26 protein-coding genes and 1 pseudogene are annotated in these 26,941 nt (G+C 52.0%); 23 read left to right on the top strand and 4 right to left on the bottom strand.

The window, feature by feature from the left end; all coding sequences use genetic code 11:
* Window positions 1–4: 4 nt before the first annotated feature.
* The 7 genes from ACT3TY_RS10430 (at window position 5) to rloA3 (ending at window position 5,179) form a co-directional block, all read left to right on the top strand.
* Window positions 5–352, top strand: a complete 348-nt coding sequence (locus ACT3TY_RS10430) for a Na+/H+ antiporter subunit C (RefSeq protein WP_192527950.1) — start codon at window positions 5–7, stop codon at window positions 350–352.
* The gene (locus ACT3TY_RS10435; RefSeq protein ID WP_193054999.1) at window positions 349–1,944 is read left to right on the top strand and encodes a Na+/H+ antiporter subunit D; all 1,596 of its coding nucleotides are present in this window, start codon (window positions 349–351) and stop codon (window positions 1,942–1,944) included. The genes ACT3TY_RS10430 and ACT3TY_RS10435 overlap by 4 nt, the downstream gene beginning before the upstream one ends.
* Entirely contained in the window at window positions 1,941–2,414 is a 474-nt protein-coding gene (locus ACT3TY_RS10440; RefSeq protein ID WP_172116098.1) for a Na+/H+ antiporter subunit E, read from the top strand. Before ACT3TY_RS10435 ends, ACT3TY_RS10440 begins: the two co-directional genes overlap by 4 nt.
* Window positions 2,414–2,683, top strand: a complete 270-nt coding sequence (locus ACT3TY_RS10445; protein ID WP_192527952.1) for a monovalent cation/H+ antiporter complex subunit F — start codon at window positions 2,414–2,416, stop codon at window positions 2,681–2,683. Before ACT3TY_RS10440 ends, ACT3TY_RS10445 begins: the two co-directional genes overlap by 1 nt.
* The gene (mnhG, locus tag ACT3TY_RS10450; protein ID WP_193055000.1) at window positions 2,676–3,080 is read left to right on the top strand and encodes a monovalent cation/H(+) antiporter subunit G; all 405 of its coding nucleotides are present in this window, start codon (window positions 2,676–2,678) and stop codon (window positions 3,078–3,080) included. The genes ACT3TY_RS10445 and mnhG overlap by 8 nt, the downstream gene beginning before the upstream one ends.
* Before the next feature lie 323 nt (window positions 3,081–3,403).
* The gene (locus ACT3TY_RS10455; protein WP_444628124.1) at window positions 3,404–4,582 is read left to right on the top strand and encodes a lytic murein transglycosylase; all 1,179 of its coding nucleotides are present in this window, start codon (window positions 3,404–3,406) and stop codon (window positions 4,580–4,582) included.
* 45 nt (window positions 4,583–4,627) lie between these two features.
* On the top strand, window positions 4,628–5,179 hold the full coding sequence (gene rloA3, locus ACT3TY_RS10460) for a retropepsin-like aspartic peptidase RloA3 (protein ID WP_444628106.1): 552 nt from the start codon (window positions 4,628–4,630) through the stop codon (window positions 5,177–5,179).
* A 10-nt stretch (window positions 5,180–5,189) separates the two neighbouring features.
* Here the strand turns inward: rloA3 and ACT3TY_RS10465 are convergent, their stop codons facing one another.
* Window positions 5,190–5,903 carry a 16S rRNA (uracil(1498)-N(3))-methyltransferase gene (locus tag ACT3TY_RS10465; RefSeq protein WP_444628107.1) on the bottom strand — a complete coding sequence of 238 codons (714 nt, stop codon included), beginning with the start codon at window positions 5,901–5,903 and terminating at the stop codon, window positions 5,190–5,192.
* Between the two features lie 133 nt (window positions 5,904–6,036).
* On the opposite strand from ACT3TY_RS10465, the gene phaR reads away from it, so the two are divergent.
* The 7 genes from phaR to ACT3TY_RS10500 all read left to right on the top strand — a co-directional run bounded on the left by phaR (window position 6,037) and on the right by ACT3TY_RS10500 (window position 10,695).
* Entirely contained in the window at window positions 6,037–6,498 is a 462-nt protein-coding gene (gene phaR / locus ACT3TY_RS10470; RefSeq protein ID WP_193057051.1) for a polyhydroxyalkanoate synthesis repressor PhaR, read from the top strand.
* Between the two features lie 67 nt (window positions 6,499–6,565).
* Window positions 6,566–7,852, top strand: coding sequence for a phosphoribosylamine--glycine ligase (gene purD / locus ACT3TY_RS10475; protein ID WP_441678289.1), 1,287 nt, complete (start codon window positions 6,566–6,568; stop codon window positions 7,850–7,852).
* Window positions 7,853–7,914: 62 nt separating this feature from the next.
* A complete protein-coding gene (locus tag ACT3TY_RS10480; protein WP_441678291.1) occupies window positions 7,915–8,355 on the top strand; it encodes an acyl-CoA thioesterase in 441 nt (146 codons plus the stop codon).
* The gene (locus tag ACT3TY_RS10485; RefSeq protein ID WP_172116106.1) at window positions 8,355–9,227 is read left to right on the top strand and encodes a phosphoribulokinase; all 873 of its coding nucleotides are present in this window, start codon (window positions 8,355–8,357) and stop codon (window positions 9,225–9,227) included. The genes ACT3TY_RS10480 and ACT3TY_RS10485 overlap by 1 nt, the downstream gene beginning before the upstream one ends.
* 51 nt (window positions 9,228–9,278) lie before the next feature.
* The gene (locus ACT3TY_RS10490) at window positions 9,279–9,620 is read left to right on the top strand and encodes a histidine triad nucleotide-binding protein (RefSeq protein ID WP_172116107.1); all 342 of its coding nucleotides are present in this window, start codon (window positions 9,279–9,281) and stop codon (window positions 9,618–9,620) included.
* A gap of 78 nt (window positions 9,621–9,698) precedes the next feature.
* Window positions 9,699–10,340, top strand: a complete 642-nt coding sequence (gene coq7 / locus ACT3TY_RS10495) for a 2-polyprenyl-3-methyl-6-methoxy-1,4-benzoquinone monooxygenase (protein WP_444628109.1) — start codon at window positions 9,699–9,701, stop codon at window positions 10,338–10,340.
* A gap of 196 nt (window positions 10,341–10,536) precedes the next feature.
* A complete protein-coding gene (locus ACT3TY_RS10500; RefSeq protein WP_018918588.1) occupies window positions 10,537–10,695 on the top strand; it encodes a DUF1328 domain-containing protein in 159 nt (52 codons plus the stop codon).
* Between the two features lie 139 nt (window positions 10,696–10,834).
* Here ACT3TY_RS10500 and ettA read toward each other — a convergent pair whose 3' ends face one another.
* From ettA to ACT3TY_RS10515, 3 genes are all read right to left on the bottom strand, one after another.
* Entirely contained in the window at window positions 10,835–12,496 is a 1,662-nt protein-coding gene (ettA, locus tag ACT3TY_RS10505; RefSeq protein WP_172116109.1) for an energy-dependent translational throttle protein EttA, read from the bottom strand.
* 192 nt (window positions 12,497–12,688) lie between these two features.
* Window positions 12,689–12,895 (bottom strand): PA3496 family putative envelope integrity protein, encoded by a 207-nt coding sequence (locus tag ACT3TY_RS10510; RefSeq protein WP_172116110.1) that lies wholly within the window; start codon window positions 12,893–12,895, stop codon window positions 12,689–12,691.
* Between the two features lie 291 nt (window positions 12,896–13,186).
* Window positions 13,187–14,500, bottom strand: a complete 1,314-nt coding sequence (locus ACT3TY_RS10515) for an MFS transporter (RefSeq protein ID WP_444628111.1) — start codon at window positions 14,498–14,500, stop codon at window positions 13,187–13,189.
* A gap of 82 nt (window positions 14,501–14,582) precedes the next feature.
* Here ACT3TY_RS10515 and ACT3TY_RS10520 point away from each other — a divergent pair, with 82 nt between their 5' ends.
* The 9 genes and pseudogenes from ACT3TY_RS10520 to ACT3TY_RS10560 form a co-directional block, all read left to right on the top strand.
* Complete coding sequence (locus ACT3TY_RS10520) at window positions 14,583–14,852, top strand: SelT/SelW/SelH family protein (RefSeq protein ID WP_287077975.1); 270 nt, start codon at window positions 14,583–14,585, stop codon at window positions 14,850–14,852.
* Entirely contained in the window at window positions 14,849–15,736 is an 888-nt protein-coding gene (locus ACT3TY_RS10525) for a DMT family transporter (protein WP_444628113.1), read from the top strand. Before ACT3TY_RS10520 ends, ACT3TY_RS10525 begins: the two co-directional genes overlap by 4 nt.
* Before the next feature lie 256 nt (window positions 15,737–15,992).
* The gene (locus ACT3TY_RS10530) at window positions 15,993–17,444 is read left to right on the top strand and encodes a TolC family outer membrane protein (protein ID WP_444628115.1); all 1,452 of its coding nucleotides are present in this window, start codon (window positions 15,993–15,995) and stop codon (window positions 17,442–17,444) included.
* 142 nt (window positions 17,445–17,586) lie between these two features.
* Window positions 17,587–19,767: a type I secretion system permease/ATPase gene (locus tag ACT3TY_RS10535; protein ID WP_444628117.1), complete on the top strand. Its 2,181-nt coding sequence runs from the start codon at window positions 17,587–17,589 to the stop codon at window positions 19,765–19,767.
* Window positions 19,767–21,197: an HlyD family type I secretion periplasmic adaptor subunit gene (locus ACT3TY_RS10540; RefSeq protein ID WP_444628119.1), complete on the top strand. Its 1,431-nt coding sequence runs from the start codon at window positions 19,767–19,769 to the stop codon at window positions 21,195–21,197. The genes ACT3TY_RS10535 and ACT3TY_RS10540 overlap by 1 nt, the downstream gene beginning before the upstream one ends.
* Window positions 21,197–21,805, top strand: a complete 609-nt coding sequence (locus ACT3TY_RS10545) for a LuxR C-terminal-related transcriptional regulator (RefSeq protein ID WP_444628121.1) — start codon at window positions 21,197–21,199, stop codon at window positions 21,803–21,805. The genes ACT3TY_RS10540 and ACT3TY_RS10545 overlap by 1 nt, the downstream gene beginning before the upstream one ends.
* A gap of 127 nt (window positions 21,806–21,932) precedes the next feature.
* Window positions 21,933–25,127 carry a Mur ligase family protein gene (locus tag ACT3TY_RS10550; protein ID WP_444628122.1) on the top strand — a complete coding sequence of 1,065 codons (3,195 nt, stop codon included), beginning with the start codon at window positions 21,933–21,935 and terminating at the stop codon, window positions 25,125–25,127.
* Window positions 25,128–25,493: 366 nt separating this feature from the next.
* Window positions 25,494–26,276: a hypothetical protein gene (locus ACT3TY_RS10555; protein ID WP_444628123.1), complete on the top strand. Its 783-nt coding sequence runs from the start codon at window positions 25,494–25,496 to the stop codon at window positions 26,274–26,276.
* Window positions 26,257–26,941 (top strand): annotated as a pseudogene (locus tag ACT3TY_RS10560) (ABC transporter ATP-binding protein); the annotation flags it as partial. The gene ACT3TY_RS10555 and the pseudogene ACT3TY_RS10560, both read left to right, overlap by 20 nt.

Raw genomic sequence — 26,941 nt, forward strand, 5'->3', positions numbered from 1 at the left:
ACGCATGGAACCGGTAATGGCGCTAGCGATTGGGGTTATGTACGCCACCGCTATTTTTATGATGCTGCGACGCTCCATTGTAAAACTGGTTATTGGACTACTGCTGCTTTCCAACGCTGCTAACTTATTGATCTTTACTACTGCCGGAATGACGCGGGGCGCGCCACCGCTGATTCCAGAAGGCATGGTTCAGCCTATGGGCGATGTCGCTGACCCGTTGCCCCAAGCCGTTGTACTGACGGCTATTGTTATCGCATTTGGTGTGCTGGCCTTTGCTGTTGTATTGATTCGTCGTGCCTATGAAGTGGTTAAGGCGGATGACCTGGATAAGATGAAGGATACTGATACGTGAGGCCTGAAGTTGCTCTTCCCGTCCTTTTACCCTTACTTTCAGGGGCTATTTCACTACTGTTTTGGCGTTCAAGGCCAATGCAGCGCTTTATCGCCGTTGCTGGAAATATAGCATTTCTGATCGTTAGCCTTTGGCTGTTTACGACAACCCTTTCCGAAGGCTATGTCACCATGCAAATGGGCAGCTGGCCTGCACCGTTTGGGATTACGCTCATCGCCGATATGTTAAGTGCGGTGATGGTGCTGCTGACCGGTATTATCGGCCTCGCCATGGGGATTTACTCGCTGGCGACGACCGGCCGTGGCCATGAGAAATTTGGCTATTATCCGTTAATGCACTTGTTGTTGGCCGGGGTGGCGGGAGCCTTTTTAACCGGCGATATCTTCAACCTGTATGTATGGTTTGAAGTAATGCTGGTGGCCTCTTTTGCGCTACTGATTTTGGGCGGCGAGCGGGCCCAGATGGAGGGGGCCATAAAGTACGTAACGCTTAACCTGCTGGCGTCGGTGATCTTTCTGACAGCGGTGGGGCTGCTGTACGGCACGGTCGGTACGCTTAACATGGCCGATATCGCACTGCGCATGAATGCCGTTGAGCACAACGGGATGGTCGAGGTGCTTGCGGTGATGTTTATGGTGGCCTTTGGGATCAAGGCGGCGGCCTTTCCGCTCTTTTTCTGGCTGCCTGCGTCTTACCATACGCCGCCGGTTGCCGTTTCAGCGCTGTTCGCAGGCCTTCTCACCAAGGTCGGCGTGTATTCACTGTTTCGTGTGTTTACCTTGATCTTTGACCAGACGATGGGCTACCTACAGGAGATAATGTTGTGGGGGGCGGTGCTTACCATGGTGACCGGCGTGCTGGGTGCGGCCGCTCAATATGAGTTTCGGCGTATTTTGTCGTTTCATATCGTCAGCCAGATCGGCTATATGATTCTGGGGTTGGCGCTGTATACCCCCTTGGCGATTGCTGGCGGCGTGTTTGCCATCATGCACAATATTATTGTCAAGACGAACCTGTTTTTGATTAGCGGTATCACCCACCGCTTGCAGGGCACGTATCAGCTAAAAAAGATGGGTGGGCTTTATAAAGAGCGCCCTTGGCTTGCCGTTGCATTTTTTATCTCAGCATTTTCCCTCGCGGGGGTTCCTCCGTTATCCGGGTTCTTCGCCAAGTTTGTCATCGTGCGGGCAGGTATTGAAGCCGAGGCGTATGTGATTACAGCCATTGCCTTGGGTGTGGGGTTATTAACGCTCTACTCCATGGTCAAGATATGGAACGAAGTCTTCTGGAAATCCTTACCAGACGATAACCAGGTACCTGTATCGAATACCCCCTCTGGGGATGACGGGCGGCTTATTAAACCCAGCCTGTGGATGATGTATTTGCCCGTGGTGGTGCTGGCTCTGTTTTCAGTGCTAATCGGGGTGTTTGCTGAACCCATCATGAGTGTGATGACCACTATTGGTGATCAACTGCTGGCCCCCAGAGGCTATATTGATGCGGTGTTGGGCGTGTCTGCGAGTGCTGAGGATGCGCTACTGGTGCCAGGCGAGTTGCAGGTAGAAATAATAGGCGGGGGGGACGCGCCATGACCGGTGCTATTTGGAACCTGCTGTTAGGATTGGCGTGGGTGCTGCTAAGCGGCGACTTCACTGGCTTAAACCTGCTGGTAGGCATGATTTTCGGCTATATCGCGCTGGTGATGATTGAGCCGCAAGTCAGCGCATTAAAAGGCTACCCGGCCAGAATTCCGCGCATTATTGGCTTTCTGGGCTTTTTTCTAAAGGAGCTTGTTCAAGCCAACCTGCGTGTTGCGTTTGATATTGTGACGCCGCCTTGGCATATGCAGCCAGGCGTGATTGCCATGCCGCTTTCCGCACGCACTGAAATGGAAATTACCCTGGTGGCTAACCTGATCTCTTTAACCCCGGGAACGCTGAGCCTGGACGTCTCTGATGACCGCAAGGTGCTTTATATCCATGCCATGTTTCTTGATGATGAAGAAGAGCTAAGACGCAACTTAAAAGAAATGGAGCATCGAGCCTTGGAGTTATTTCGCTAATGGATACGGTTCTCTTGATTAGCCAGATCATTATGGGGCTGGCGCTAGTGTTGACATTTGTGCGTGTGGTGCGCGGGCCAAGCCTGCCTGACCGAGTGGTGGCGCTTGAGCTTTTTTCTACTACGGTGGTCGGGCTGGTAGGCGTTTACGCCATTCAATCCGGGGTAGCCAGCTTTCTGGATGCCGCGATCGTTATTGCGCTAATGGGCTTTCTGGCCGCGATTGGCTTTGCACGCTTTTTGGAACGGGGAGGGCCTCGCGATGATTGAAACGATTAAAGGTGCGCTATTGCTGACAGGCTCTTTATTTATGCTCCTGGCGGCTATTGGCTTGCTACGTTTGCCGGATCTACTAACGCGTATGCATGCCACTACCAAAGCGGCGGCATTAGGCGTTATTTTGATCATGCTGGCATCGGCAATGCATTTTTCTGAGGTAGGCGTGGTCGCTCGCTCCTTTGCGATTATCGTGTTTATCCTGATGACAGCCCCCGTTGCGGCGCATGTGATAGGACGGGCGGGTTACTTTGTGGGCTCTCGACTTTGGAGTGGTACGGTCAAGGATGAGCTTCGTCCCAACTACGACCCGTTAACCCATGAATTAAAAAGCGGTATGGAAACGAATGAAAATGCTAAACGTCAGCCACGAGCGACGGATCCCGATTGATGTATTGCACTAATTTAGCGGCTAGTAAATAACTAATCGGTAAGAAGCCACCTTCGGGTGGTTTTTTATAACACAATGTATCAGCAGGAAATGTCAGCGCCGTGACTTTACCTGCTGAAAGGTTGGTAGGCAGGGTTTACGCCACAACGGCTAAGCACGCGTTGTTTTCGTACAAATTCTGGTATCTGCTTGTTTTCCAGGCCATCATCAGGCATGCCAAGGACAGCCTAGGAAGAGACACCATGTTGCCCAAGATTAATTTGCCATTACGTCGCGCTTTTTGTCATACATCACTGGTAGTTACTGCCGGGGTGCTATCGGTAATGTTTAGCGGAAGCCTCTACGCTAACCCGCAGTTGATGACAGAAGTGGATGCACGCGGTGCCGAAGAGCTACGCTATGCCAACTTTGAACAGTGGCGCAATGAGTTCCGTCGTTATGCAGCTGCTCAGGGGATCAGTGAATCAACGCTAGCCACCGCACTGGACAGCGTGCGCTACCGTGAACGGGTGATTGAACTGGATCGCTACCAGCCGGAATTCGTGCGGCCTATTTGGGAATATCTCGACACCGCCGCCTCCGATACGCGCGTCAATGCAGGCCGTGAGAAACTTGACGCCCACCGCCAGACGGCATTAGAAATGCAGCAACGCTACGGCGTGCCCTCTGAAATCATCGTGGCGATTTGGGGCATCGAGAGCAATTACGGAAGCAATTTTGGTGATTTCTCAACCCTTGAGGCGCTCGCTACCCTGGCATACGACGGGCGTCGCCGGGATTTCGCACGCGGTGAACTGCTTGCGGCGTTACGTATTATTGACCAGGGCGATATCGCAGCCGAGCAAATGAAAGGCTCCTGGGCGGGGGCTATGGGGCATACCCAGTTCATCCCCAGTAGCTTTGAAGCTTACGCCGTGGATGGTGATAACAACGGCCGCCGTGATATCTGGGGGAGTATCCCCGATGTGATGGCCTCCACCGCCAATTATCTGGCGCGGGCAGGTTGGCAAGCAGGCGAACCCTGGGGGGTTGAGTTAGCGCTTCCTGCATCGTTTGATTACTCACAGACCGAGCGCCGCAGTAGCGCTGAGTGGGCGAGTCAAGGTGTACGCGCCCTGCAGGGTGAACTGCCCAATTTCGAGAGCGCGGCCATCGTCATTCCGGCCGGGGCGGAAGGGCCCGCCTTTTTGGTAGGCACTAATTTTCGAGCGATTTTGCGTTATAACAACGCCACCAGCTACGCCCTGGCCGTGGCGACGCTGGCTGATAAAATTGCCGGGCGTGAGGGAATACGCCAGACATGGCCGCGAGGGCAGACACCTTTAACCCGCGACGATGTCAAAGAACTCCAGCGGCGCTTGAATGAAGCGGGCTATTCGGTAGGCGGGGCTGACGGTGTGATGGGACCCAATACACGCCAAGGCGTGCGTGACTTTCAACGCAGCCAAGGGCTAACGCCGGATGGCTTCGCTACTCAGGCACTGCTTGAAAGGCTGCGCTAGGTGCGTAGTTAATGATTAATCACTTATTTCACCAAGGATGATGCTATGGGATTTGTGGCAAAAACGCTGTTAAGTAGTGTGCTGGTAAGTGCATTAGCCGCCAGCGCAGTGGCAAGCGATGATGATAAAGTGTTTGGTTGGGTTGAAAATGCCACCATAGAGCCCTGGGGCATTATGGTGAAGGCCAAGCTTGATAGTGGTGCCCTGACGTCATCTCTGGATGCGCGTGATATCGAAGTGTTTGAGAAAGAGGGCGAGGAGTGGGTGCGCTTTCGCTTAAAGCTAAAAGACCAGCAGAACGACGAAGTGTTTAGCGACCGTCTTGAACGGCCGCTCTATCGTGAGTTGGCAGTGCGCGGTGCGGGCGGGCGTGATGAGCGCCCCGTTGTATTAATGAATGTATGCATGGGCGATACGGTTTACGAAGAGCAATTTAGCCTGCGTGATCGCGAAGAAATGCATTATCCACTGCTGCTTGGCCGGCGTACCATCAGCCATTTAGGCTTGCTGGACGTGCGCGAAACATTCCAGCAAGAGCCATCCTGCAGTGAAGATGCTGAGGTAGTGCCTCACGATCCGGAAGACCAGCAATCCTAGGTGTTGAGCTTTAAAACAGCCGTGACAGCAACGCTGTGACGGCTGTTTCAACGCGTAAAATGCGCGGCCCAAGATGCATCCCCTCACAGCCAGCGTCCAGCAGTTTCTCAACTTCCCATGGGATAAACCCACCTTCTGGGCCGACCAACAGCAGCGTATTGTCGCTGGTGCCACGTGGGCAGGCCATCGGCATGCCTGGGTGAGCCACAAGGCCACGGCGACCGCGAAGTAAAGCAGGCAGTTGCTCTTCAAGAAAGGGCCGAAAGCCTTTGGTCAGTGTCACGCTCGGTAGCTGGGTATCACGTGATTGCTCCAGACCCAGCACCAGGTGCTGATGAATTTTCTCGGGAAGAAGCTCTGGTGATTGCCAATAGCTTTTCTCTACGCGCTTGGTATGCAGTAAAGTAATTTCCTTCACCCCTAGCGCTGTCACATGCTCAAGTGTTCGCGCCAGCATGCGTGGTCGAGGTAGCGCGAGTACCAAATGCACGGGAAGAGCGGGGGGAGGCACGTCAGCTAACGGGTCAAGGGAAAATACGGCAAGCTCAGTGGTTAATTCGACCAGCTGTGCTTTTCCCATTAAGCCACCCTGAACACCCACCGTTAACCGGTCACCGAGGGCGGCGCGATGGATGTCGCGTAAATGCGCTAATCTGCGTGCGTCTGTTATACGCGCATGGCCTTGGTGGTCGAGGTCGCTGGGGTGAAGCAAAATCAAGTTCATAATCGGCATCTATTGGTCGAAGGGTGGGCACACTGTTGCGCAATATTCTACTCACATGGCTTGCATGGGCGCGTGGTGCAGGCACAATAATAGCATTGGGGAACACCCCCTATCGCGTTTAAGGAGATGCGCTGTGCGCGTAATTCGTAAGTATGCCAATCGCCGGTTGTACGACACTCAGCAAAGCCGTTATGTCACGCTTGAAGATCTGCGCCATCTTATTATTGAAGAAGCGCCGTTTCGGGTTGAGGATGCCAAAAGCGGTGAAGACCTGACGCGTACCATTCTGCTCTCCATCATTATTGAGCAGGAGCAGTCGGATAACGAAGCCGAAGTATTCTCTAACGACCTGCTGGCGCAGCTCATCCGGGTTTATGATATGTCGTCGCCTTTACCGCTGGCGCGTTATCTGGAGCAAGGCACGCAGCTTATGCTGGAGCAGCAAAAGCGTTTGCAAAGCCAATGGCAGCAGGCCATGCGCCATACGCCCATGGAGTTTATGCGCGAGCTGGCCGAAGAAAATATGCGCTTTTGGCAAAGCACCTTGAACCAGCCGCCCTCCACCAGCGACAAGGATGAGGATAAATCCTCCTAACGCCACGAGTGGTCACCTTGTGGCATAATGCGGCGCATAATCGCTCTCCCGTTCGAGAAGGAAGAACATGAAGGTTTTGATGATAGGTGGCGGCGGCCGCGAACATGCGTTGGCGTGGAAATTAGCGCAATCTGATAATGTTGAGCAGGTATTCGTAGCGCCCGGCAATGCCGGTACGGCGACCGAAGATAAGCTGACCAATATCGATATTGCGGCCACCGACTTGGCCGGGCTGGAAGCATTTGCGCTCCAGGAGCGTATTGGCTTGACCGTCGTCGGTCCGGAAGCGCCTCTGGTCGAAGGCGTCGTTGACCGCTTTCAAGCGGCTGGCCTAACCATCTTTGGCCCTACCCAAGCCGCGGCCCAGCTTGAAGGCTCCAAGTCGTTTACCAAGGACTTCCTGGCGCGCCATGCTATTCCAACGGCGGCTTATCAGACGTTTACCGCGGTAACGCCTGCGCTGGCATATTTACACACGGTCGGTGCGCCTATCGTTATCAAGGCGGATGGCTTGGCGGCAGGTAAGGGCGTGATCGTTGCCATGAGCGAAGTGGAGGCCGAAGCCGCCATTCGCGATATGCTCGAAGCCAATGCCTTTGGCGATGCCGGTGCTCGCGTTGTCATTGAAGAGTTTCTGGAAGGCGAAGAAGCGAGCTTTATCGTCATGGTCGATGGCGAAAACATCGTTCCCATGGCCACCAGCCAGGACCACAAGCGCGCCTATGATGGCGACACAGGCCCTAATACCGGCGGCATGGGCGCTTACTCACCTGCGCCGGTCGTTACGCCAGACGTTGATGCCCGCATCATGGAGCAGGTCATCGTGCCCACGGTTAAAGGGATGGCCGCTGAAGGCAATGCCTATACCGGATTTTTGTATGCCGGGTTGATGATCGACCAGACCGGGCAGCCCAAAGTGATTGAATATAACTGCCGCTTTGGTGACCCCGAAACTCAGCCCATCATGATGCGCCTGACGTCGGATCTTGCTGAGCTTTGCCTTGCCGGTGCCCAGGGGCAGTTGGCGGGTAAAACGTGCCATTGGGATTCACGTGCCGCGGTGGGTGTGGTCATGGCGGCGGGCGGTTATCCAGCCAGCTACCGTAAAGGCGATGTCATTGATGGTTTGGCAAAAGCCGAGCAGCACAGCAAGGTGTTCCATGCGGGCACCGCGCTGAACGCGAACAACGAGGTAACGACCTCCGGCGGTCGTGTACTGTGTGTGACGGCACTGGGTGAGAGTGTCTTTAGCGCACAGCAGCAGGCTTACAAAGGCGTCAAGGAGATTCGCTGGGAGGGCGCTGAATATCGCCGTGATATCGCTTACCGTGCTATTGCGAGAGAAAAAGCGTAATAAGCGCGTTGATACCGTAGCGCAAGGGGCGGGCCACTTATCACCACCGAAAGGAAACAGGTATGGAACGTGTCACGCTGGATTTTCCCGCTAACGCGGTTATTCATCGTCACCCTTTAACGGTGCGGGTAACCGATATGAATTACGGTCGGCATTTGGGGCATGACACAGTGGTTTCGCTGCTACATGAAGCCCGCGTTCACGCTTTTTCCGCCCTGGCGCTATCGGAATGGGACATGCACGGCTATCCAAGCGTGGTGGCCGACTTGGCCGTGCAGTATCAACGTGAAGCGCGTTGGCCTGATGCGTTGACCATTGAAACGGCGGTGCCTGAGCCGCAGGGCAAGGCATTAACCGTTTACCAGCGTATTTTGCAGCGCGACGGCGAACATATCGTGGCGACCGCCCGCGTTAACCAGTTGCTCATCGACGCCAATACTGGGCGGCCGGTTGCGATACCTGAGCCCATCAAGCAGGCCTTGGCCCAAGCGAGGAGCGCTTAATGTCGCGGGAATACCCCATTATCGCCGTGACAGGCTCTTCGGGTGCGGGCACGACGACCGTAAGACGAAGCTTTGAGCGCATGTTTCTACGCGAAGATGTACATGCGGCCATGGTGGACGGTGACGCTTTTCACCGCTATACACGCGATGATCTTCACCGCATGTTTCGTGAAGAGCCTGAGCGTAAGCATGAGCTCTCGCATTTTGCAGTCGAAGCCAACCTGCTTGACCGCCTTGAAGGGGTGTTTGCCGAGTACGGCGAGCATGGTACGGGCACGTTTCGGCACTATATTCACGCGGAAGACAAGCAGAAAATCGAAGCGGGCTACCGCGTAGGCACCTTTACGGAGTGGCAGTCGCTCCCATGTGGTACCGACCTGTTGTTCTATGAAGGTTTACATGGCGGGTTGGTAACCCAAGAGTATGACATTGCTCGCCATGTGGATCTGTTGGTAGGCGTTGCGCCGACCATGAATCTTGAATGGATTCAGAAGATTGACCGTGATACCAAGCTGCGTGGCTACTCCCAGGAAGCGGTGATCGATACGATTCTGGGCCGCATGAACGATTACGTGCGCTATATTCAACCGCAATTCTCCCGCACCCATATCAACTTTCAACGGGTGCCTACCGTTGATACGTCCAACCCCTTTGAAGTGCAGGATATCCCCACGGACGCTGAGTCGTTTGTGGTGATCCGGTTTCGTGATCCATCAACCGTTGATTTTCCCTGGCTTCTTGCAATGATCAAGGATGCCTTTATGACGCGGCCACATACGCTGGTCGTGCCTGGTGCGCGCATGTCATTAGCCATGGAACTGATTTTGGCACCCCTGGTGCGCCATTTATTATCCCAGCGCCGCTTTCGCTAACCGCGTTTGCAAATGCCGGGCGACAAGCTGCAACGATAACAAGGAGTGGGTATGGAGTGTTTATTCTGCAAAATCATCAATCGTGAGATCCCGGCTGATATCGTTTATGAAGACGAGCACGTTCTCGCCTTTAACGACATTAGCCCTATGGCGCCCACTCATCAGCTGATTATTCCCAAAAAGCACATCGCCACCTTAAATGACATTGAAGAAGGTGATCTTGAGCTGGTCGGTCGTTTGCAGTTCACTGCTGCCAGGCTTGCCAAGCAGCAGGGCTTTGCCGAAGACGGTTATCGTGTTGTGATGAATTGCAACGAAAAGGGCGGTCAGACGGTCTACCACATACACATGCATTTATTAGGTGGTCGTCAGTTTACGTGGCCTGCGGGCTAACATACGGCCTTCAAGCTACCTTTAAGACAGTCTTTAAGGCAGCCTTTAAGACAAGTTTGCTGTTAAGCGGAGTAAGCCATGAAGCGCCAGCTTAGTCGGTCTGATTGCTTAATTCATCAGTTTGATACAGCGTTACGGTCGCTGATGCCTCGCGCCGCTACATCACAGCGTAACCACCCCGCTAGTAAACTTGCCGATAGGGTGTTTGATGGCCACCAACGACGTCATACCGCAGGTCTGATGCGTGTTAATCATGTGATTGGTATAGCGAACCAGGCGCTGTATCAGGGCCAGAGTATTACCGCAGCGCTTCCCCACGCGCGTACGCAAATGGTGCAATCCGCTGCGGAGGCGTTTGATCACTTGGCGTGGTGTGAAGAGCGGCTGGCGCAACTGAATAGTCGCACCAGCTACTTTACGCCCTTTTTCTATACCGCTGCATTTGGGGTTGGGGCTATCTCTGGGTTAACCAGCGAGCGTCTAAGCCTTGGTATGATTGCCGCTACCTGCGAGCTTTCAGGTAAACACTTTGAAGAGCAGCAGGTCAGGCTAATGGCAGACGATCAGCGCTCGCATGCGCTGCTTCGCCAGATGGCTGCGGATGAAGCGCACCAGGCGCATTTAGCGATAGAGGCGGGGGGCCTGCGTTTCCCTGCGCCGATTAAATGGGGGCTACGGTTTATCGCTCAAGGTGCCACTAAAGGCGCCTACTATTTCTGATGTGTTATTTCTGGCGTGCTATTGCTTAGTACCGGCATCGGGAATGAAAAGCATCAGCAAGGAAGGCAAGTTATCCTTAATTTCTTGACGAATGGCGAGTTATCGCCAACGCTTAATCATGTCAACGCTAATCGTACGTAAGGTAGCGTGCGTTTTCTAAAGCAGAAAAGCGTCACCAGGGAAAAGGAGAAAGACGATGCTAGGCAATGCGATGCTGTTTTTGATTATTGCGATTATCGCCGGTGTGCTCGGATTTTCGGGGATCGCGGGGGTTGCATCAACCATCGCGCAAATTCTATTCGTTCTGTTTCTCATCCTGTTTGTGGTATCGCTCTTTACAGGGCGACGCCGTTAGCATAAGGGCTACTTATAGAGACCTTTCATAAAGACTTTTCATAAAGACTTTGGATAGAGCCAGCTAAACAAAAAGCCCCGCTTGGGGCTTTTTGCATACGGGCCAGCCGTACTGTTACCGGGTATGGAACGCTAAAAAATCAGGCATCAATACGCTTGTACTTCATGCGCTTGGGTGTATCGTTACCTACCCGCTTTTTATGATCGTCTTCATAGTCGGTATAGTTACCGTCGAAGAAGACGACTTCAGAATCACCTTCAAACGCCAGAATGTGCGTGGCAATACGGTCCAGGAACCAGCGGTCATGAGAAATCACCATGGCGCAGCCTGGGAAGGCAAGAAGGGCTTCTTCAAGCGCACGCAGTGTCTCAATATCAAGGTCGTTAGATGGCTCATCCAGCAGGAGTACGTTGGCGCCCTGTTTGAGCGTTTGAGCAAGCTGCAAGCGTCCTCGCTCACCGCCGGACAGTTCATCCAGGCGCTTCTGCTGGTCATTACCTTTAAAGTTAAAGCGACCAACGTAGGCACGTGAAGACACTTCGTAGCCGTTGATGTTGAGAATGTCCTGCTCGCCAGATACCGCCTGCCAAACCGTCTGCTTGTCATCAAGCGCATCACGTAGCTGCTCAACGTAAGCGATCTCAACCGTGTCTCCGATGACCACTTCACCCGTGTCTGGCTGCTCTTTACCGGTGATGAGTTTAAACAGGGTCGATTTACCCGCACCGTTTCCGCCGACGATGCCAACAATCGCACCTTGGGGAATAGTGAAGGAAAGATCTTCATACAGCAGCTTGTCTTCAAAGCGCTTGGAGACATTATGAAACTCGATGACCTTATCACCCAAGCGCGGGCCAGGCGGAATATAGATCTCATTGGTTTCATTGCGTTTCTGGAAGTCGCCGGACTGCATTTCTTCAAAGCGGTTAAGGCGGGCTTTGCTTTTGGCCTGACGACCTTTAGCGTTACTACGCACCCACTCAAGCTCTTGCTTGATGGCTTTTTGCCGCGATGCTTCCTGCTTGGCTTCCTGGGTCAGGCGGTGCTCTTTTTGCTCTAGCCACTGAGAGTAGTTGCCTTCAAACGGGATGCCTTGGCCACGGTCGAGCTCCAGAATCCAGCCCGCTACGTTGTCCAGGAAGTAACGGTCGTGGGTAATCGCCACAACGGTACCGTTATAGTCATGCAGGAAGCGCTCCAGCCAGGCAACCGATTCGGCATCCAGGTGGTTGGTTGGCTCATCCAGAAGCAGCATGTCCGGGCTTGAAAGCAGTAGGCGACAAAGCGCGACACGCCGTCGCTCACCACCTGAAAGGTTGCCTACTTTGGCATCCCACGGTGGCAAGCGAAGCGCTTCGGCAGCGACCTCAAGCTTACGCTCAAGGTTATGGGCATCGGCGGCTTCAATGATGTTTTCAAGGCGTGCTTGCTCGCTTGCCAGTGCATCGAAGTCGGCATCAGGCTCAGCGTAGGCAGCATAAACAGCGTCCAGCTTCTCCTGCGCTTCCTTGATAGCGCCTAGTGCTTCTTCAACGGTGTCGCGGACATTTTTCTCATCATCAAGCTGCGGTTCTTGGGGGAGATAACCGACATTGATACCCGGCATCGGACGAGCTTCACCCTCAAACTCTTTATCGACACCCGCCATAATGCGCAGCAGTGTGGATTTACCGGCACCGTTTAAACCCAAAACGCCGATTTTGGCGCCCGGGAAAAACGATAGCGAAATATCCTTGAGAATTTGTTTTTTGGGTGGCACAACTTTGCCAACCCGGTTCATGGTGAATACGTATTGCGCCATGGAAATCCGTTAGGTTGATGAATGAGACAGCAAAGTGCTGAGTAGCCTCAGATGATAGTGCTCTGTGCTTGGAAAGGCCAGAAGATGCCACCGGGCAACATCCAATGGCTATAAAAAGAAAGCGTGGGTTTTGTGATGTGTTGGATGGTGATGAAGAGGGCAACTGGCTCGCTGCCCACTTAAAGCAGCTATTTACGCATCCCAATCATCTTCAATGGCACGCTGTAAACGACGCTCCTCAAGCCACGCTTCCACCTGTCGGCGGGCGCGTAACGAGTCGGTTTTGCTTGGTTTATGCTTGCCGTATTGATCATCGTTTACGGCATCAAGATTATCGAATTCGTCAGCTTCAAGGTTTTCTGCTGAGTAGTTCTCACGATTTAAGGGGTCACGGCTCATGGTATGCCCTCCAACCCAGGCCGGCAGGCCGGCGTCACGATGGCTTCGTTTGAAAGAAGCGCCTAGCCGCTATATAGCGCTACATGGGCTGAAGGTCAAGTGTTGGCGTTAATTAATGAGTCCTGTGCTTTATGGGCGGTGTTATCACTGCGTTGTCATTCAGCTTCAGCTAAAGCCAGTTGTGCTTCCATGCTCTCAGTAACATCTTTTTGTACGCCGATGAAATACATCAGCTGGTCTGTTTCATCAAAAACGGGTGTTGTGGAGAGCGTTGCATTGCAATCATGTTTGTTATTCCACTTCTGGCAGTTTCAGCGCACTAAGCACCGCCCCAGCCGCCGTAAGCGCCAAAAGCAACAGCAACGCCGCACTACCTAGCCATTGGGCCAGCCCGCCAATAACGCCGCCGACGACGAGCATGAGCAGGCCGGTTAAGGTATTGGAAAGAGCAACATACAGAGCCCTGTCATCCTGGCTTGCCATATCCACAATATAGGTTTTGCGCCCCAGGCGGACACCGTGATGGACGATCACCAGCAACGCATACACCAAGGCATATGGCCAAACACTCTGAGTCCAGGCACCGGGTAGCCAGGCCAAGCCAGCGCCTAGTAAACAGCAAGTAACGGTGCCAATAGCCGCATTACGCATTACACGGCGGCTGGATTGGTCGGCTAATTTACCCCAGACAGGGCTTGCCACCATTGCTGCAAGACCTGATACCACGACAAGCAGACCAAGCCCACCCAAATCAGAGCCGCTTTGCTGCTGGCCGAGTAGCGCAATGTAGGGTAGCGCCAGTGCGCTGGAGAGCAGCAATGCTCTGGCAACATTGAAATGTAGAAACGTGCGATCCTTTTTTAAGAGCGATAAGCCAAGCTTGATGCTGTCCCAAGCGCTCTCTCCACCTTCCACTGCACCTGGTACTTCTTTAATACGTGCAACACAGAACGCGTTTAGTAGCCAACTGAAGGCGGCAACGCTTAAGAGTACCGCCAGGGAGAGGTTGCCTGGTTGATTACCCAGCAACATCAGTACGCCACCCGCCGCCAGGGTTGCGCCGCCCGCTAGGCTACCGCTCCACCCCATCAGGGCGCCTCGGCGGCGTTTGGCAATGGTTTTGCCCATGACATCTTTGCTGGCAATTGATGAAAGCCCGCGTGCCAAGGAGAGCAGCACAAGTACAGCTAACACCGCAGCGCCACCCAGGCTTCCGCTCCCCACAAGTGCCAAGACAGCAAGTGCAAATGCGGCAAGTGCCTGGAACAGCGCACCTAAAACCCAAACGCCTTTACGCTTGGGTTTTAGACGAATAAAGCCCGCCACGAATATCTGGGGTAACAGGGCACCAGACTCACGGATAGGCACCAACAGCCCCACCATCCAGATGGGCGCGCCAATAATCCCCATTAGCCAGGGAAGCACCAAGCGTGCGCTGGATAGCTCGTCAGCAAGCTTATTCCCCAGGGAGGCCCATAAGTGCAGAAAAAAATTACGTGGTTGTTCGGCGCAGGCCTGCTCCGGAATATCAGCACAGAGTCGGCTGTCCTCATCGCCCGTTAGCCACTCAAAAACACGCGCTTGAGAAATATTGGGTCCAGCCATGACAGCTCCTTGGCGGTTATACTCCTGGAATGACAAAATGCAGCGACAGAATGCCACCATTATATGGGTAAGGAGAGCGAAAGTGTCACGGATCCAGATTCGCTATTGCACGCAATGCCAATGGCTTTTACGCAGTGCCTGGTACGCTCAGGAGCTACTCTCCACTTTCGGGGAGGATTTAGATGAGGTGGCCCTTGCACCTGCGCATGGTGGTACCTTTGAAATTTGGTGTGATGACACATTAATTTGGGAGCGCAAGCGAGATAGCGGCTTTCCGGACAGCAAAGTGCTGAAACAGCGCGTTCGCGACCAGATCGAACCGCACCGTGACCTGGGGCATATCGACCGATGAACCAGGATCGTCAGGCTATTCTTTACGGGCTAGGTGCTGTGGCGCTGTGGTCAACGGTGGCGACTGCTTTTAAAGTTGGCCTGGGTTTGATGGGGCCGGTTGAATTAATGTGGCTGGCGGCGTTGGTTTCCTGGCTTTTAATGGGCGCTCTGGTGCTTAAACAAGGTGCTATGAGGCAGGCGTTAACCAGCGGATGGAAAACCGCCTTATGGGCGGGGATCATGAATCCCGTGGCTTACTACCTGGTGCTGTTTGCTGCTTATGATCGCCTGCCTGGCCAGGAAGCGATGGCGCTTAATTATACGTGGGCGCTAGCGATGGCATTTCTGGCGGTTCCCATACTGGGGCAGCGGTTAACTCGGGTGGATGTTTTGGCAGGTGTGGTGGCCTATGCGGGCGTATGGGTAATTGCTACACGGGGCGCGGTACTCAATGTGTCGTTTGCGGACCCTATCGGCGTGCTGTTCGCGCTTTCATCGACCCTGTTATGGGCGCTTTACTGGTTACTTAATGCACGTGACCGTCGCAAGCCTATCGTCGGGCAGTGGCAGAACTTCACCGTTGGACTACCGGTGTTAACCGTTTTATTGCTTATGGGGCCTGGGCTTCAATGGCATGGCTGGAAAGGTGTTGGTGCCGGGGTCTATGTTGGGCTGTTTGAAATGGGAATCGCGTTTGTCCTGTGGCAAATGGCCGTTCATAAGGTTTCGCGCACAGCAAAAGTCTCGACCCTGATTTTTCTTTCGCCTCCGGTTTCGCTGATGCTGCTTTATTTAGTGGTTGATGAGCCTCTGCTTTTCTCTACGTTTATTGGCTTGGGATTGATCTTATTTGGGTTGGCACTTCAGCAGCTTCAGGTGAAGCCTGTTGCCGACACAGTATAATTAGTGTTTATTTTTGTTTCAGTATTGTAAGTTGCGAGTTTTTTTTGTTCCATATTGCATCTGGATAAGTGCTGTCTACTCATTTGGGTAGCCAGGTTTTTAATATGCTATTGAAAATTATGCATATAGTTCTTTTTGCATAGTGAGTCTGCTAAGCAAGGGGGGAAGGCGTAAGCGCGGTATGGCTATAAAAGCCGCGAATTCATAGCTCACTAGGTATTTCAAGCAATAGGAACAGCTCTTAATGAACAGTGATATGAAAGTAAAGCTAAAAGAAATTGTCTTGCAGAGTGCTATTAAGCCGCTAACGATTGCTACTCTTGCATGCATGCCTCTTTCTGCCGCGGCGCAGCAGCTTCCTGCCAGCCTTTATGCACCTGGCTCTACGGATCTTTCCAGCGTTATTCAACAAACTATCGTGTCTAATCCTGAAGTGAATGCTGCTTGGGCTAACTTTACGGCATCCGGGAGCGATGTGAGGGGGGCGAAAGGGAATTACTTGCCTACCATTGATGTACGAGCAGGAGCGGGCCTGCATGATGAGCAATATGATAGTCAAGGCAGCTATAGCAAAGACTTTGTCGAGCTAACCCTGACACAGATGGTATTTGACGGTTTTGCAACACGTAGTGAAGTTGAGCGTTTGGATCATGCGCGTCTCATTGCCTACTTCGAACTGTTGGGTGCAAGCGAAGATATGGCTTTGGAGGCGTTTCGTACCTATCTTGACGTGCTACGTTATCGTGAGCTGGTTCGCTTGGCGCAGGATAACTATCAACAGCATCAACGCGTATTCGCGCAAATTGAAGAGAGAGCGCTTTCGGGGGCTGGCCGTGGCGTTGATTTGGAACAAATAAGCGGTCGTTTGGCGCTTGCTGAAGCCAATTTAATGTCGGAAGCTTCTAATCTGCACGATGTAACATCACGGTATCAGCGTATTGTGGGAGAGCTTCCTGCTCAGAATATGGCGCCCGTTACTCCCTTGACCGGGCAATTACCCGCCAGCGTTAATACGGCGGTTGAAATGGCCTTCCAGGGTAATCCTGATTTTTATGCGGCAATGGAAAATATTGAAGTTCAGCGTGCTGAGCAAAGCGGCGCTCGTTCCGCTTTTATGCCGCGCTTGGATATCCAGGGCCGTACGGGCACAAATAACCATCAGAATGACGCAACAGGGCGGCGTGACGAACACAGCATACAGCTGGTTGCCAGTATGAATCTGTACCGTGGGGGAAGCGATCGAGCGGCTTTTAACGCTGCAGCAACGCGTATCGAAGAGGCGGTTAATCAGCGTGAAATAGCTTGTAAGAATGTACGCCAAACCACCCAAATCGCCTATAACGATACTCAGCGGTTAACGGAGCAACTCACATACCTAAATGATCACCGCCAGTCTATTGACCGAGTTCGCGGTGCTTATCAGCAGCAGTTTGATATTGGACAGCGTACGCTGTTGGACGTTTTGGACAGTGAAAATGAGTATTTTGAAGCTAGCCGCGCGTATGCCAATGCTGAGTTTGATCGCACATTGGCAGAAGCTCGAACGCTGGCCGCGATGGGGCAATTAATGCAGGCTTTACAAGTAACGCGAGATGATATCCCAACTCTGGCTGACCTGAGCTATGAGGATACAGGTGTTAATGCTGGTCAAGTCTGCGCTATTGAAAGCCCGCAGGGTTTTACGTTAGGAGACTTTACATCAGGTTGACCGAGTAACAGAGCTGACTCTTACTAAATAGTCAAGTTTGGTTAAGCCGCCTTTGAAATGTAGTGTTCGCATGAGAATCTATAGATCATTGGCGGCATTCCTCGTATCACGTATATAGCAGCTTTAAAGTAATGAGGTCTCTGTGACGCAAAGCAAGCTGGATGTTTCCAGGCCCCTGCAACAACATGGTCAGCAAAATGTTAATGATGAGTTATTGGAATGTCTCAAGTCTATTGCAACATTTCATCAGCATGAGGTCTCGTCGGAAGCTTTAATTGCGGGTCTGCCTTTGGACGAGGGCAGGCTAACGCCTTCTGTTTTTGGAAGGGCAGCTTCGCGTGCAGGGCTAACGGCGCGTATCGTAAAAAGCAAGTTATCAGCGCTTAATCCTGCTTTATTACCTGCCATTGTGTTGCTGGAGCCTGGCCGTGCCTGTGTGCTGCTGGCGCTGGATTTGAAGGAGCAGAAAGCCCAGGTGATTTTTCCCGAGCTTTCAGAGGCCGCTATTGAGGTAACGCTGGATGAGCTTTACGTCGGCTATAGCGGAGAAGCTATCTATGTACGGCCCAGGTTCAGGGCTGATAACGCATCGGAACCTGGCGTCAAGAAATCGCGCGATCAGCACTGGTTCTGGGGAGTTATTCGTGAGAACCGGCGTCTCTACCGGGATATCGTACTCGGCTCGGTAGCGATCAACCTGTTTGCCTTGGCGATGCCACTCTTTGTGCTCAATGTTTATGATCGGGTTGTTCCTAATCAGGCGACTGACACACTTTGGGTACTGGCCGTTGGGGTGTTTATCGTCTTGTGCTTTGATTTGGCGCTACGTCTTATGCGCGCAAGCTTTGTTGATTTGGCGGCAAGCCGGGCCGATGTGAAATTGTCGTCCTCAATTATGGCCAGGTCACTGGGTATGCGGTTGGAAGAGCGACCGGCATCTACCGGCTCGTTTACCTCTACCTTGCAATCGTTTGAATCGGTGCGTGCGTTTATCGGCTCGGCGACGGTTCTAGGTATTGTCGACTTGCCTTTTGTACTGCTATTTGCCGCCATTATTGCGTTGATCAACCCTTGGTTAGTCATACCTGTACTAGCCGGGATCCTGTTTGTGCTGCTCTATGCGCTCGCCGCCCAGGGGAAGCTGCATGAACTGTCTCAGACGACGTGGGAAGCAGGGGCCAAGCGCAATGCACTGCTGGTGGAGTCAATCTCCCAGTTGGAGACAGTCAAAGCGTTGCGCGCAGAAAGTCGTATTCAACGCCACTGGGAAAAAGCATCGGCTTTCTTATCGCGCACTGGGGCTCAGCTAAAGCTTGTTAGCACCTCCGTTTCCAATGTGGCGCAGTGGGCGCAGCACAGTGTGGCTGTTAGCGTGATTATTGTTGGGGTGTATCAAATCATTGAGGGCAATTTAACCCAGGGGGGATTGATTGCGGCTTATATGCTCTCCTCACGCGCCATGGCACCTATCAGCCAGGCAGCCGCGCTGCTTGCCCAATACCATCAGTCTTCTACGGCGCTTGAGTCATTGAACAAAGTGATGGACAAGCGTGTTGAGCGCGATGAAGGAAAAGCCTACGTTGAAAAGCCGAGTGTGACGGGCGGTATTCGTCTGGAAAAAGTCACGCTGCGTTACCCCGATGAAGAGCGAGAGGCGCTTCGGGATGTCTCGATCTCAATTCAGGCCGGCGAGAAAGTGGCTCTTCTGGGCCGGATAGGCTGCGGTAAATCCTCTCTTAATAAACTGATTTTGGGGTTTTATCTGCCCACATCAGGCTCCGTACTGCTTGATGGGGTCGATATCCGCCAGATTGATCCTATGCAGCTTCGTGGACATATTGGCTATGTCCCTCAAGACGTGAGTCTGTTTTCCGGTTCGTTGCGCGACAACATTGTAGCGGGCGGAGGGAGTGACCGCGTTGATGATGCCGAGCTACTTAGAGCGCTGGAAATTGCAGGTCTGCAGTCGATGGTTAATGGACACCCTAAGGGTATCGATTTGCAAGTTGGCGAACGAGGGCAAGCGCTTTCAGGGGGGCAAAAGCAGTCGGTAGCCATTGCGCGGGCACTGGTTCAAGACCCGTCTATTTTGTTATTGGATGAACCCACCAGCTCAATGGATAACGCCAGTGAAGAGGCGTTTAAAGCAAACCTGACAAGAGTGGCGGAAGGTAAAACGGTGTTGGTGGTAACCCACCGTACATCGCTACTCTCATTAGTCGACCGTATTATTGTGATGGACGCAGGCAAAGTGGTTGCGGATGGTCCACGCGATAGCGTGGTTGAAGCGCTGCGCAAAGGTCAGATTGGAAGGGCATCCTAATGGCTAAAAAATCCTCCTCAACCGCAGAACAAAAGGGTTTTGATGCCATTGGCCGTTTTTCTGAAAAGGGCAAAAAACCGTTTAGTCCCTTTATGGATCGGCTATTTGCCAAGCGTGTTACCTCCGCGCATTTGAACCGCGACTGGGCTAGCGACACGGATTGGGCGCGCATGCAGCAAGAGCCCATTCGCGCACGGCTATTTCTCTATACCGTTTTACTTACCCTTATTGCTTTGTTGGTATGGGCCTATTTTGCTTCGATAGATGAAGTGACCCGTGGAACCGGTCGTGTGATACCCGCCAGTCAATTGCAGCGTATTCAGTCGTTTGATGGCGGTGTTGTTGAACAGATTATGATTGAAGAAGGGCAAGTGGTGAGCGCGGGTGAAGTATTGATGCAAATTGACCCGACCCGATTTGTCTCTGATTTTCGTGAAAACCGCGCACAGCGTTTTGCTCTTCAGGCTCGTGCCGAGCGGCTCCGTGCGTTGGCCACCGATACCGCCTTTGAACCCTCCGAGGAGCTGCGCCAGGAAGTGCCCGACATTGTGGTGCAAGAGCGTGCAGCCTATGAAAGTCGCCGAGAGGAGCTGCGCGAGCAGAGCAATGTGCTTGGTGACCGTATTCGCCAACGTGAAGAGGAACTGCGTGAAGCGGTAGCTCGCCGAGATACCGCGCAGCGAGAAGTTAATATGGCAAGCCAAGAGCTTAATCTGACACGGCCTTTGCTAGCCTCGGGCGCTGTTTCTGAAGTTGAAGTACTCCGATTACAACGTGAGGTGTCAACCGCGACCGGCGAGCGGAACCAGGCCGATGCAGCCGTCGCCCGTTTAACCGCCGCCGTAGAAGAAGCCGAGACACAGCTACGGGAGCTGGGTGCGGAGCGTAGAGGCGAGTGGCGTAACGATCTTGCTCAGGCGATAGGAGATCTCAATGCATTACAGCAGTCAGGAACAGGGCTGCAAGATCGAGTAAGGCTAACCGAAATACGCTCGCCGGTTGACGGCGTGGTGCAACGTATTCATATCAACACCATTGGCGGTGTGGCACAGCCTGGGCAAGAAGTTGTTGAAATTGTGCCCAGCGATGACCAGCTATTAGTAGAAGCTAGAATTGCGCCCCAGGATATTGCGTTTCTACACCCTGGGCAGCCAGCCACTATCAAGTTAACGGCTTACGATTACGCCATCTACGGTGGTTTGCAAGCTGAGCTTGAGCTTATAAGCGCAGATACCATTACCGATGATGATAACAACACTTTTTATCTTATTCGCGTCCGTAGTCTGGAAAACGAAAGTATCGCGGATCGGCTTCAGGTTATTCCTGGTATGACCGCACAGGTCGATATCGTGACCGGAAAAAGAACAGTGATGCAGTTTATGCTAAAGCCTGTATTAAGAGCGTGGCGTGATTCAATGGGGGAGCGCTAATGGCAAATTGGTTTGTGACAACAAGTGGCGATTTAAAAGCGCGCTGGGGAACAGCCTTTTCGGATGCACAGGCAGCACAGGCAGATAGTATTGAGGCGCATATAAACGCTGGAGATATTGCCTGGTTAGCCACCTCTGTACAGGCTTGGCCAGAACTAACGCAGCGCCTGGCCGCTGAAGGCGTTATCGTTGTTATTCTAAGCTATACGCCTAATGATCGTGAGGCGCTTAACGCCTTGGATCAAGGAGCGCGAGGCTATGTGCACACACTTGCAGCTGTTGATGTATTTAGGAAAGTAGCGCTGGTAGTGGCTAATCAGGGAGTATGGGTGGGTCAAGAGCTGCTTGCTAAAGTGCTGGGTGGATCCTTCAAGGCGCTTCAGCAGCGCAGTCGTACCATGACTGCGCCTAGTCCCTATCTTGAACTTCTTACTGAGCGTGAGCGTAGCGTAGCGCTCGCCGTGGTGAGAGGGTTGACAAATAAAGAAGTGGCACGTCAATTAGACATTACGGAGCGAACAGTTAAAGCACACTTGAGTGCTGTTTTTAAAAAGCTGGCTGTGCGTGATCGATTTCAGCTAATGCTTAAAGTAGCGCCATCAAGATGAGCTTTTTAAAGCATCCTCATATAAAGCCCTTGAGTGTAGCGGTGTAGGTAAAAATCTTAGCGTATTGTCATTAATTTTAGTTAATGATCTTATGGTCATTATTTTATTTACACTTTCGAGCAATTAAATGCCTGATACAGAAAATACCTCCTCTGGTCACCCCTTGCCTTCAAGCGAACTTGCAGAAAGGCAAGCTCAAGAGCAAGCGGGTAAGGTTGCACTTGCATTGGAGAGCATTGTTGAAACTTTGAGGCCGATGTGGTTAAAAAAGCATGCTCAGCCCTCCGAGTTTGCCTCAATAATGCTTGTATCGGCAAGTGATGGCTATGAGCGTGCGCAAGTCACTTCTGTACAGCTTGATCTGGATGATTTGCAGTCTGGTAACTGGAGCGCGTTGCTTCCCGCTTTGAAATTGGCATTGAAGCGACTTGAAAAGAAGTTCGTTCACCCCTTGGTGTGGTGCCGATTTGAGTGGCCTTTTGCAGTACGTGAATGGCATTGGCAAGCTCTAAAGCAGGAAATTACGCGTTATAAGCGAAACTATTTTCGTAGTGGCATAGCGTTTGTGGGTAAGAGATTTTCTCGACTCATGCTGACAGAGATGGAGCTCAACGCAAATGCCTGCTTATATGCTGGGAATAAGGTGGCGCATGCCGATATTAATCAGGCACACCTGCAGCGCTATATAAAAGCGCGGCATGGTTCAAGCCAAATGCCTGACTTTGACGATGATATGCCCGTCTGGAGTTTTTCCACTGCTGGCGTTTTTGTAGATATTAGCGGTGAAAAAGTAACGGTTCATGCTTTGAGTACTCAGCCTAGACAATGGGGACGGCGAGAGAGTTCTGCTCTAACGGCAGCATCCACTGGAGGCCTGATCGCGCGCTCCACCCGGTTTCTGGGTAACCAGGTAGGTCAAGATGGCCGCTATGTGTATGGTTATTTTCCCTGCTTTGATCGCCGCATCTCCACGTACAATGTCTTACGCCACGCCAGTAGCACCTATGCCCTGTTGGAAGGCTATGAAGCCTGTGTAGAACAGGGGCTTTTAAGTAATGAGCAGCTTGGCGAGTTATACCAGCAGATAGCCGCAGCGCTTACAGGTTTGTGTTCCCAGTTTGTGATTTATCGGCAATGTGCAGCCTATGTGGTGGATGTCGGCGATATTATTAAGCTAGGAGCCAATGCAGTAGCCATCCTTGCATTGGTAAAGTACCAGCAGGTCATGGGCGATGATCGTTATGCCGATCTGGCGGATGCGCTAGCGTTAGGAATTTTGAGCATGCAAGAAGCTGATGGGAGTTTTGTCCATGTGCTCAATGCTGCGGATTTATCAATAAAAGAAAAGACCAGGATAATTTATTACGATGGTGAGGCCGCCTTTGCACTAATGCGGCTTTATGACCAGACACGGGATAGTCGCTGGCTGAACTGCGTGATCAAGGCGTTTGACTATTTTATTGCTAGCGAGCACGAAAAAGCACACGATCATTGGCTTGCATATTGCTCCAATGAGCTGGTAACGCATTGCCCAGAGCGCAAGTATTTTGCGTTTGCGGTGCGCAACATCGCCGGTTATATCGATTTTATTCACAAGCGCGTTACTACTTTTCCAACGTTGCTTGAGCTGTCGATGGCATTTCATAAGACGCTACTCAAGTTGGAGGCGCATCCTGATTTAGCAGATGTGTTGAACGATCTTGATGTCAACGCGTTTTATCGTGCTCTGCATGCTAGAGCAAACTACCTCGTGAACGGTTTTTTCTGGCCAGAAGTTGCTATGTACTTTAAGGCTCCGGCGACTATTCTGGACGGCTTTTTTATCCGTCATCACAGTTTTCGCGTAAGAATTGACGATGTAGAACACTATCTGTCGGGTTTGGTAGCATATCAGCAGATTCTACGTCAGGCAGACTATGCCAGGGTCAAACCACCGCCAAGAGGTCGCCTGGATGCAAAGGCCATCGCTTCGGTAACCGGGGGGGCATGGACATCATCACCGCCTGATGAGTGGGAATGGAGCGGCGTATGTTATCGATCAAAATTCTTTCATACCGGTCAAATGGTGATTGCGCGAGGTAAGGAAAAGAGCAAAAAATTTTTACCACCGGCAACGGTGAGGTCGCTCGTCACCCAAGGCGCTTCCGCCGTGATTTGCGATGATCGCGACACGTATCGTGATATAGGCGTACCCGTGTTACAGGTAGCTGATGTGCGTGCAGCGACGCTGGCCATAGGATATTGGCAGCGGCGCTATTATACAGGCCGGGTTGTTGGTATTACCGGAAGTGCAGGCAAAACAACGGCAGTAGCCATGCTGGCCCATGCGCTGGGTTTTACCGGTGCAGTGGGGCAAACGCAAGGAAGCGCTAACCTTCCGATGGGCATTGCCTGGAACCTTGCTTGTATGCCGCAGGATGCACTGTACTGGGTAGTCGAAATGGCCATCGGCTCCATGGCCCAGAATACGGATATCGTCCGCCCAGACATTGCCATTATTACTAATATTGCAGCATCGCATTTGGAGTATCACCACTCATTAGACGAGATTGCCCGCAAGAAAGCGCTTATTTTCCAAGGCATGCCACTTGGTGGAGTCGCTATTCTCTATCGTGATATGCCTCAGTATACCTACCTGGCCGAGCAAGCAAGACGCTATCACCTACAGGTGGTTAGTTTCGGCGAGCACCCTGATTCAGATATTCGCATGCTTGATTTTGCGGGTGACCATGGTCGGATTATGTGTGATGGCGTTGTGTATCAGTTTGGAATAGGCGCCGCTGGACGTCATATGTTGCTGAATGCGATGGCGGTACTGGCCGTGGCAAGACACGATAATTTGCCTTTGGACATCGTCATATCCCGCCTGTCATCTTTTCAAGCGGTAGCAGGGCGAGGCGAGGTACGGTTTATAAGCGTTAAAGGGATACCAATCACCCTGCATGACGAAACGTACAACGCCAATCCTTTATCGATGCGTATGGCCTTGGAGGCCTTCTCATTGCTCCCTGTAGATGCCAATAAAAAAATATTGATTATTGGCGATATGCTAGAGCTTGGAGCAGATGCCGAGCGGTTGCACCAGGAGCTTGCTCCTCTTCTTGCTGCGCAGTCGGCCAGAAAAATAATGCTCTGCGGCCCGCACTGCCAAGGGCTGGTGCCACTATTGGGAGGGGAGGCGTCTGGAGTGTTTCACTTCAAGGATGTTCGCACTCTTGAGTCTGCACTGTCTGACCACCTAATGCCGCATGATAACGTGCTTGCTAAGGCGTCTAATGGTAGCGGGCTGTACGCGCTTTTTTCACGCCTGAAGAAAGAATAAATGCCACTGATAGACTACTTAGCCGCCGCGTGAAAAGAGAGCAGTGATTGCTTACTTTGCAGCGACGAAATGCAGAGGGATTAAGTGCAGATAGTAACTGTTGACGGCAAAAAAATAAGCGTTAATCAGACATGCTCACGGCAATGTTTAGCTGCGCTGATATTGCTTTTTATAATGACCGGCACGCCAGCGTCAGTGATCGCCCAGCCGTCCCCGGAAGCTGGTGAGTGTCACTTTCTGCAACGTGATAGACCACTTGAGATAATAGCAAATGAATTGAACCACACTGATGGCTTGGAGAGTGCTCACTTCTTTGTTGAGGCTACAGATCAGAGCGTATCGCTGAAAGCTACACGACTTGATAACTTGAAAATACAGCTTAAAGCTGCCGATGTGCTCTATCGTGAAGTGCTGGGGCTCACACCCCCTTTGCTCATGCCGCGCTATCAGCATGCCAACTTCATTATGGTGATACTGCGTGCTGATCAGTCACGTGGTGGGCAAGCGTATGATGAAGTTGTACGTAGCCCTGCCGAAGCTGATTGTCATATCCGCATGGCGTTAGGTGGGCAAGTGAAAGCGGTAGAAAACCTCACACCTGCGCATGAGTTGTTTCATCTGTATCAGAATGCACACATGATGTTTAAGCAAGGATGGGTGCATGAGGGATTGGCCCGATGGTCGGAGTCGTTACTGAGCGGGGACACACAAGAGGGGCATCCCTTACCTGCGAATGCCGAAGTGCTTGAAGCGGTGATGCAAGATAGCTACGGCGCCGCGACCTTTTGGCAGCGACTGTTTTACCTGCTTGACTCCCAAGGCGATAGCTCTATCCCAAAGGTGCTACAAGAGATACGTTATCACGATGGTAGCCAAGTAGTGGCAGTAAGTGAACGTTATGGCAGCGCATTTCTACCGCTACTTTTCTCTTCATTAAGTGAGGCCGGAAAGGCGCTTGCCCATCAAGAACAATGGCCGTTGTATGATTGGGAAGAGGCTGAACAGCGTAGCCTGCGCCACAATGGAATTATCCTATCCGCAGTGCACCATGCCGTTTCAACCTATATGCCGATAGACGATCAGCCAGACGAGTTACGTACATTCATGCAGCTTATCGAATCAATGATTGATGAGCAAACAGACGACTAACAGTCAGAAAAGCGAGATTCACAGGGGGCAAGTTTTCGAGCTGATGGTTGCGTTAGCTCGTGCGGTGCTTTGGCCGTTTCGCTGGCGCGTATTGTCTATCTTGTTTATGCAGATTATTAGCCAGATCCTGCTATTAGCAAGCTTGGTGCTGCCTTGGCAGCTGCTTCAGGTGTTGATCGCCGGGCGCAGTCGCATAGATGACTGGGTGCCTGGAGTGGAGAGACAAGGCGAAAAAATAGCGGCATTAATAGCGTTGGCAATACTCTGCTTTTGTACCTATGCCTTTCTTCAATGGATAATCAAAAAAGGCATTGCTCATCTTTCAGCCCTGATTCTAGGGCGTTTAAATAAAACCCGGTTGGTTGCCAATCATCGATTAATTGGTAAACGAGTATTGGGCATTGTGTTAGGTACCTTGTCATCAACGGTAATTGCACTACTTTTCTGCCTTGTAATTGCTCTTCTGCACCCTCTGCTAGCACTATTGTCAGTTGCATGCGTGTTAGGGCTGGTGATGATCGTTGGCTTTTACTATCGTTTTGAACGGATACAAAAAATTCAAAATATGTTGCAGGGCAACGTTCTGACGGTCATCAATATCAGCTTTGTGTTAGGGTTTTTAATTATTATTTTGGATTACTTCAATGGGGCAATGCGCCCGCTTT

This window comes from Halomonas sp. AOP22-C1-8, from assembly GCF_052378905.1.
GTDB lineage: Bacteria > Pseudomonadota > Gammaproteobacteria > Pseudomonadales > Halomonadaceae > Vreelandella > Vreelandella citrativorans.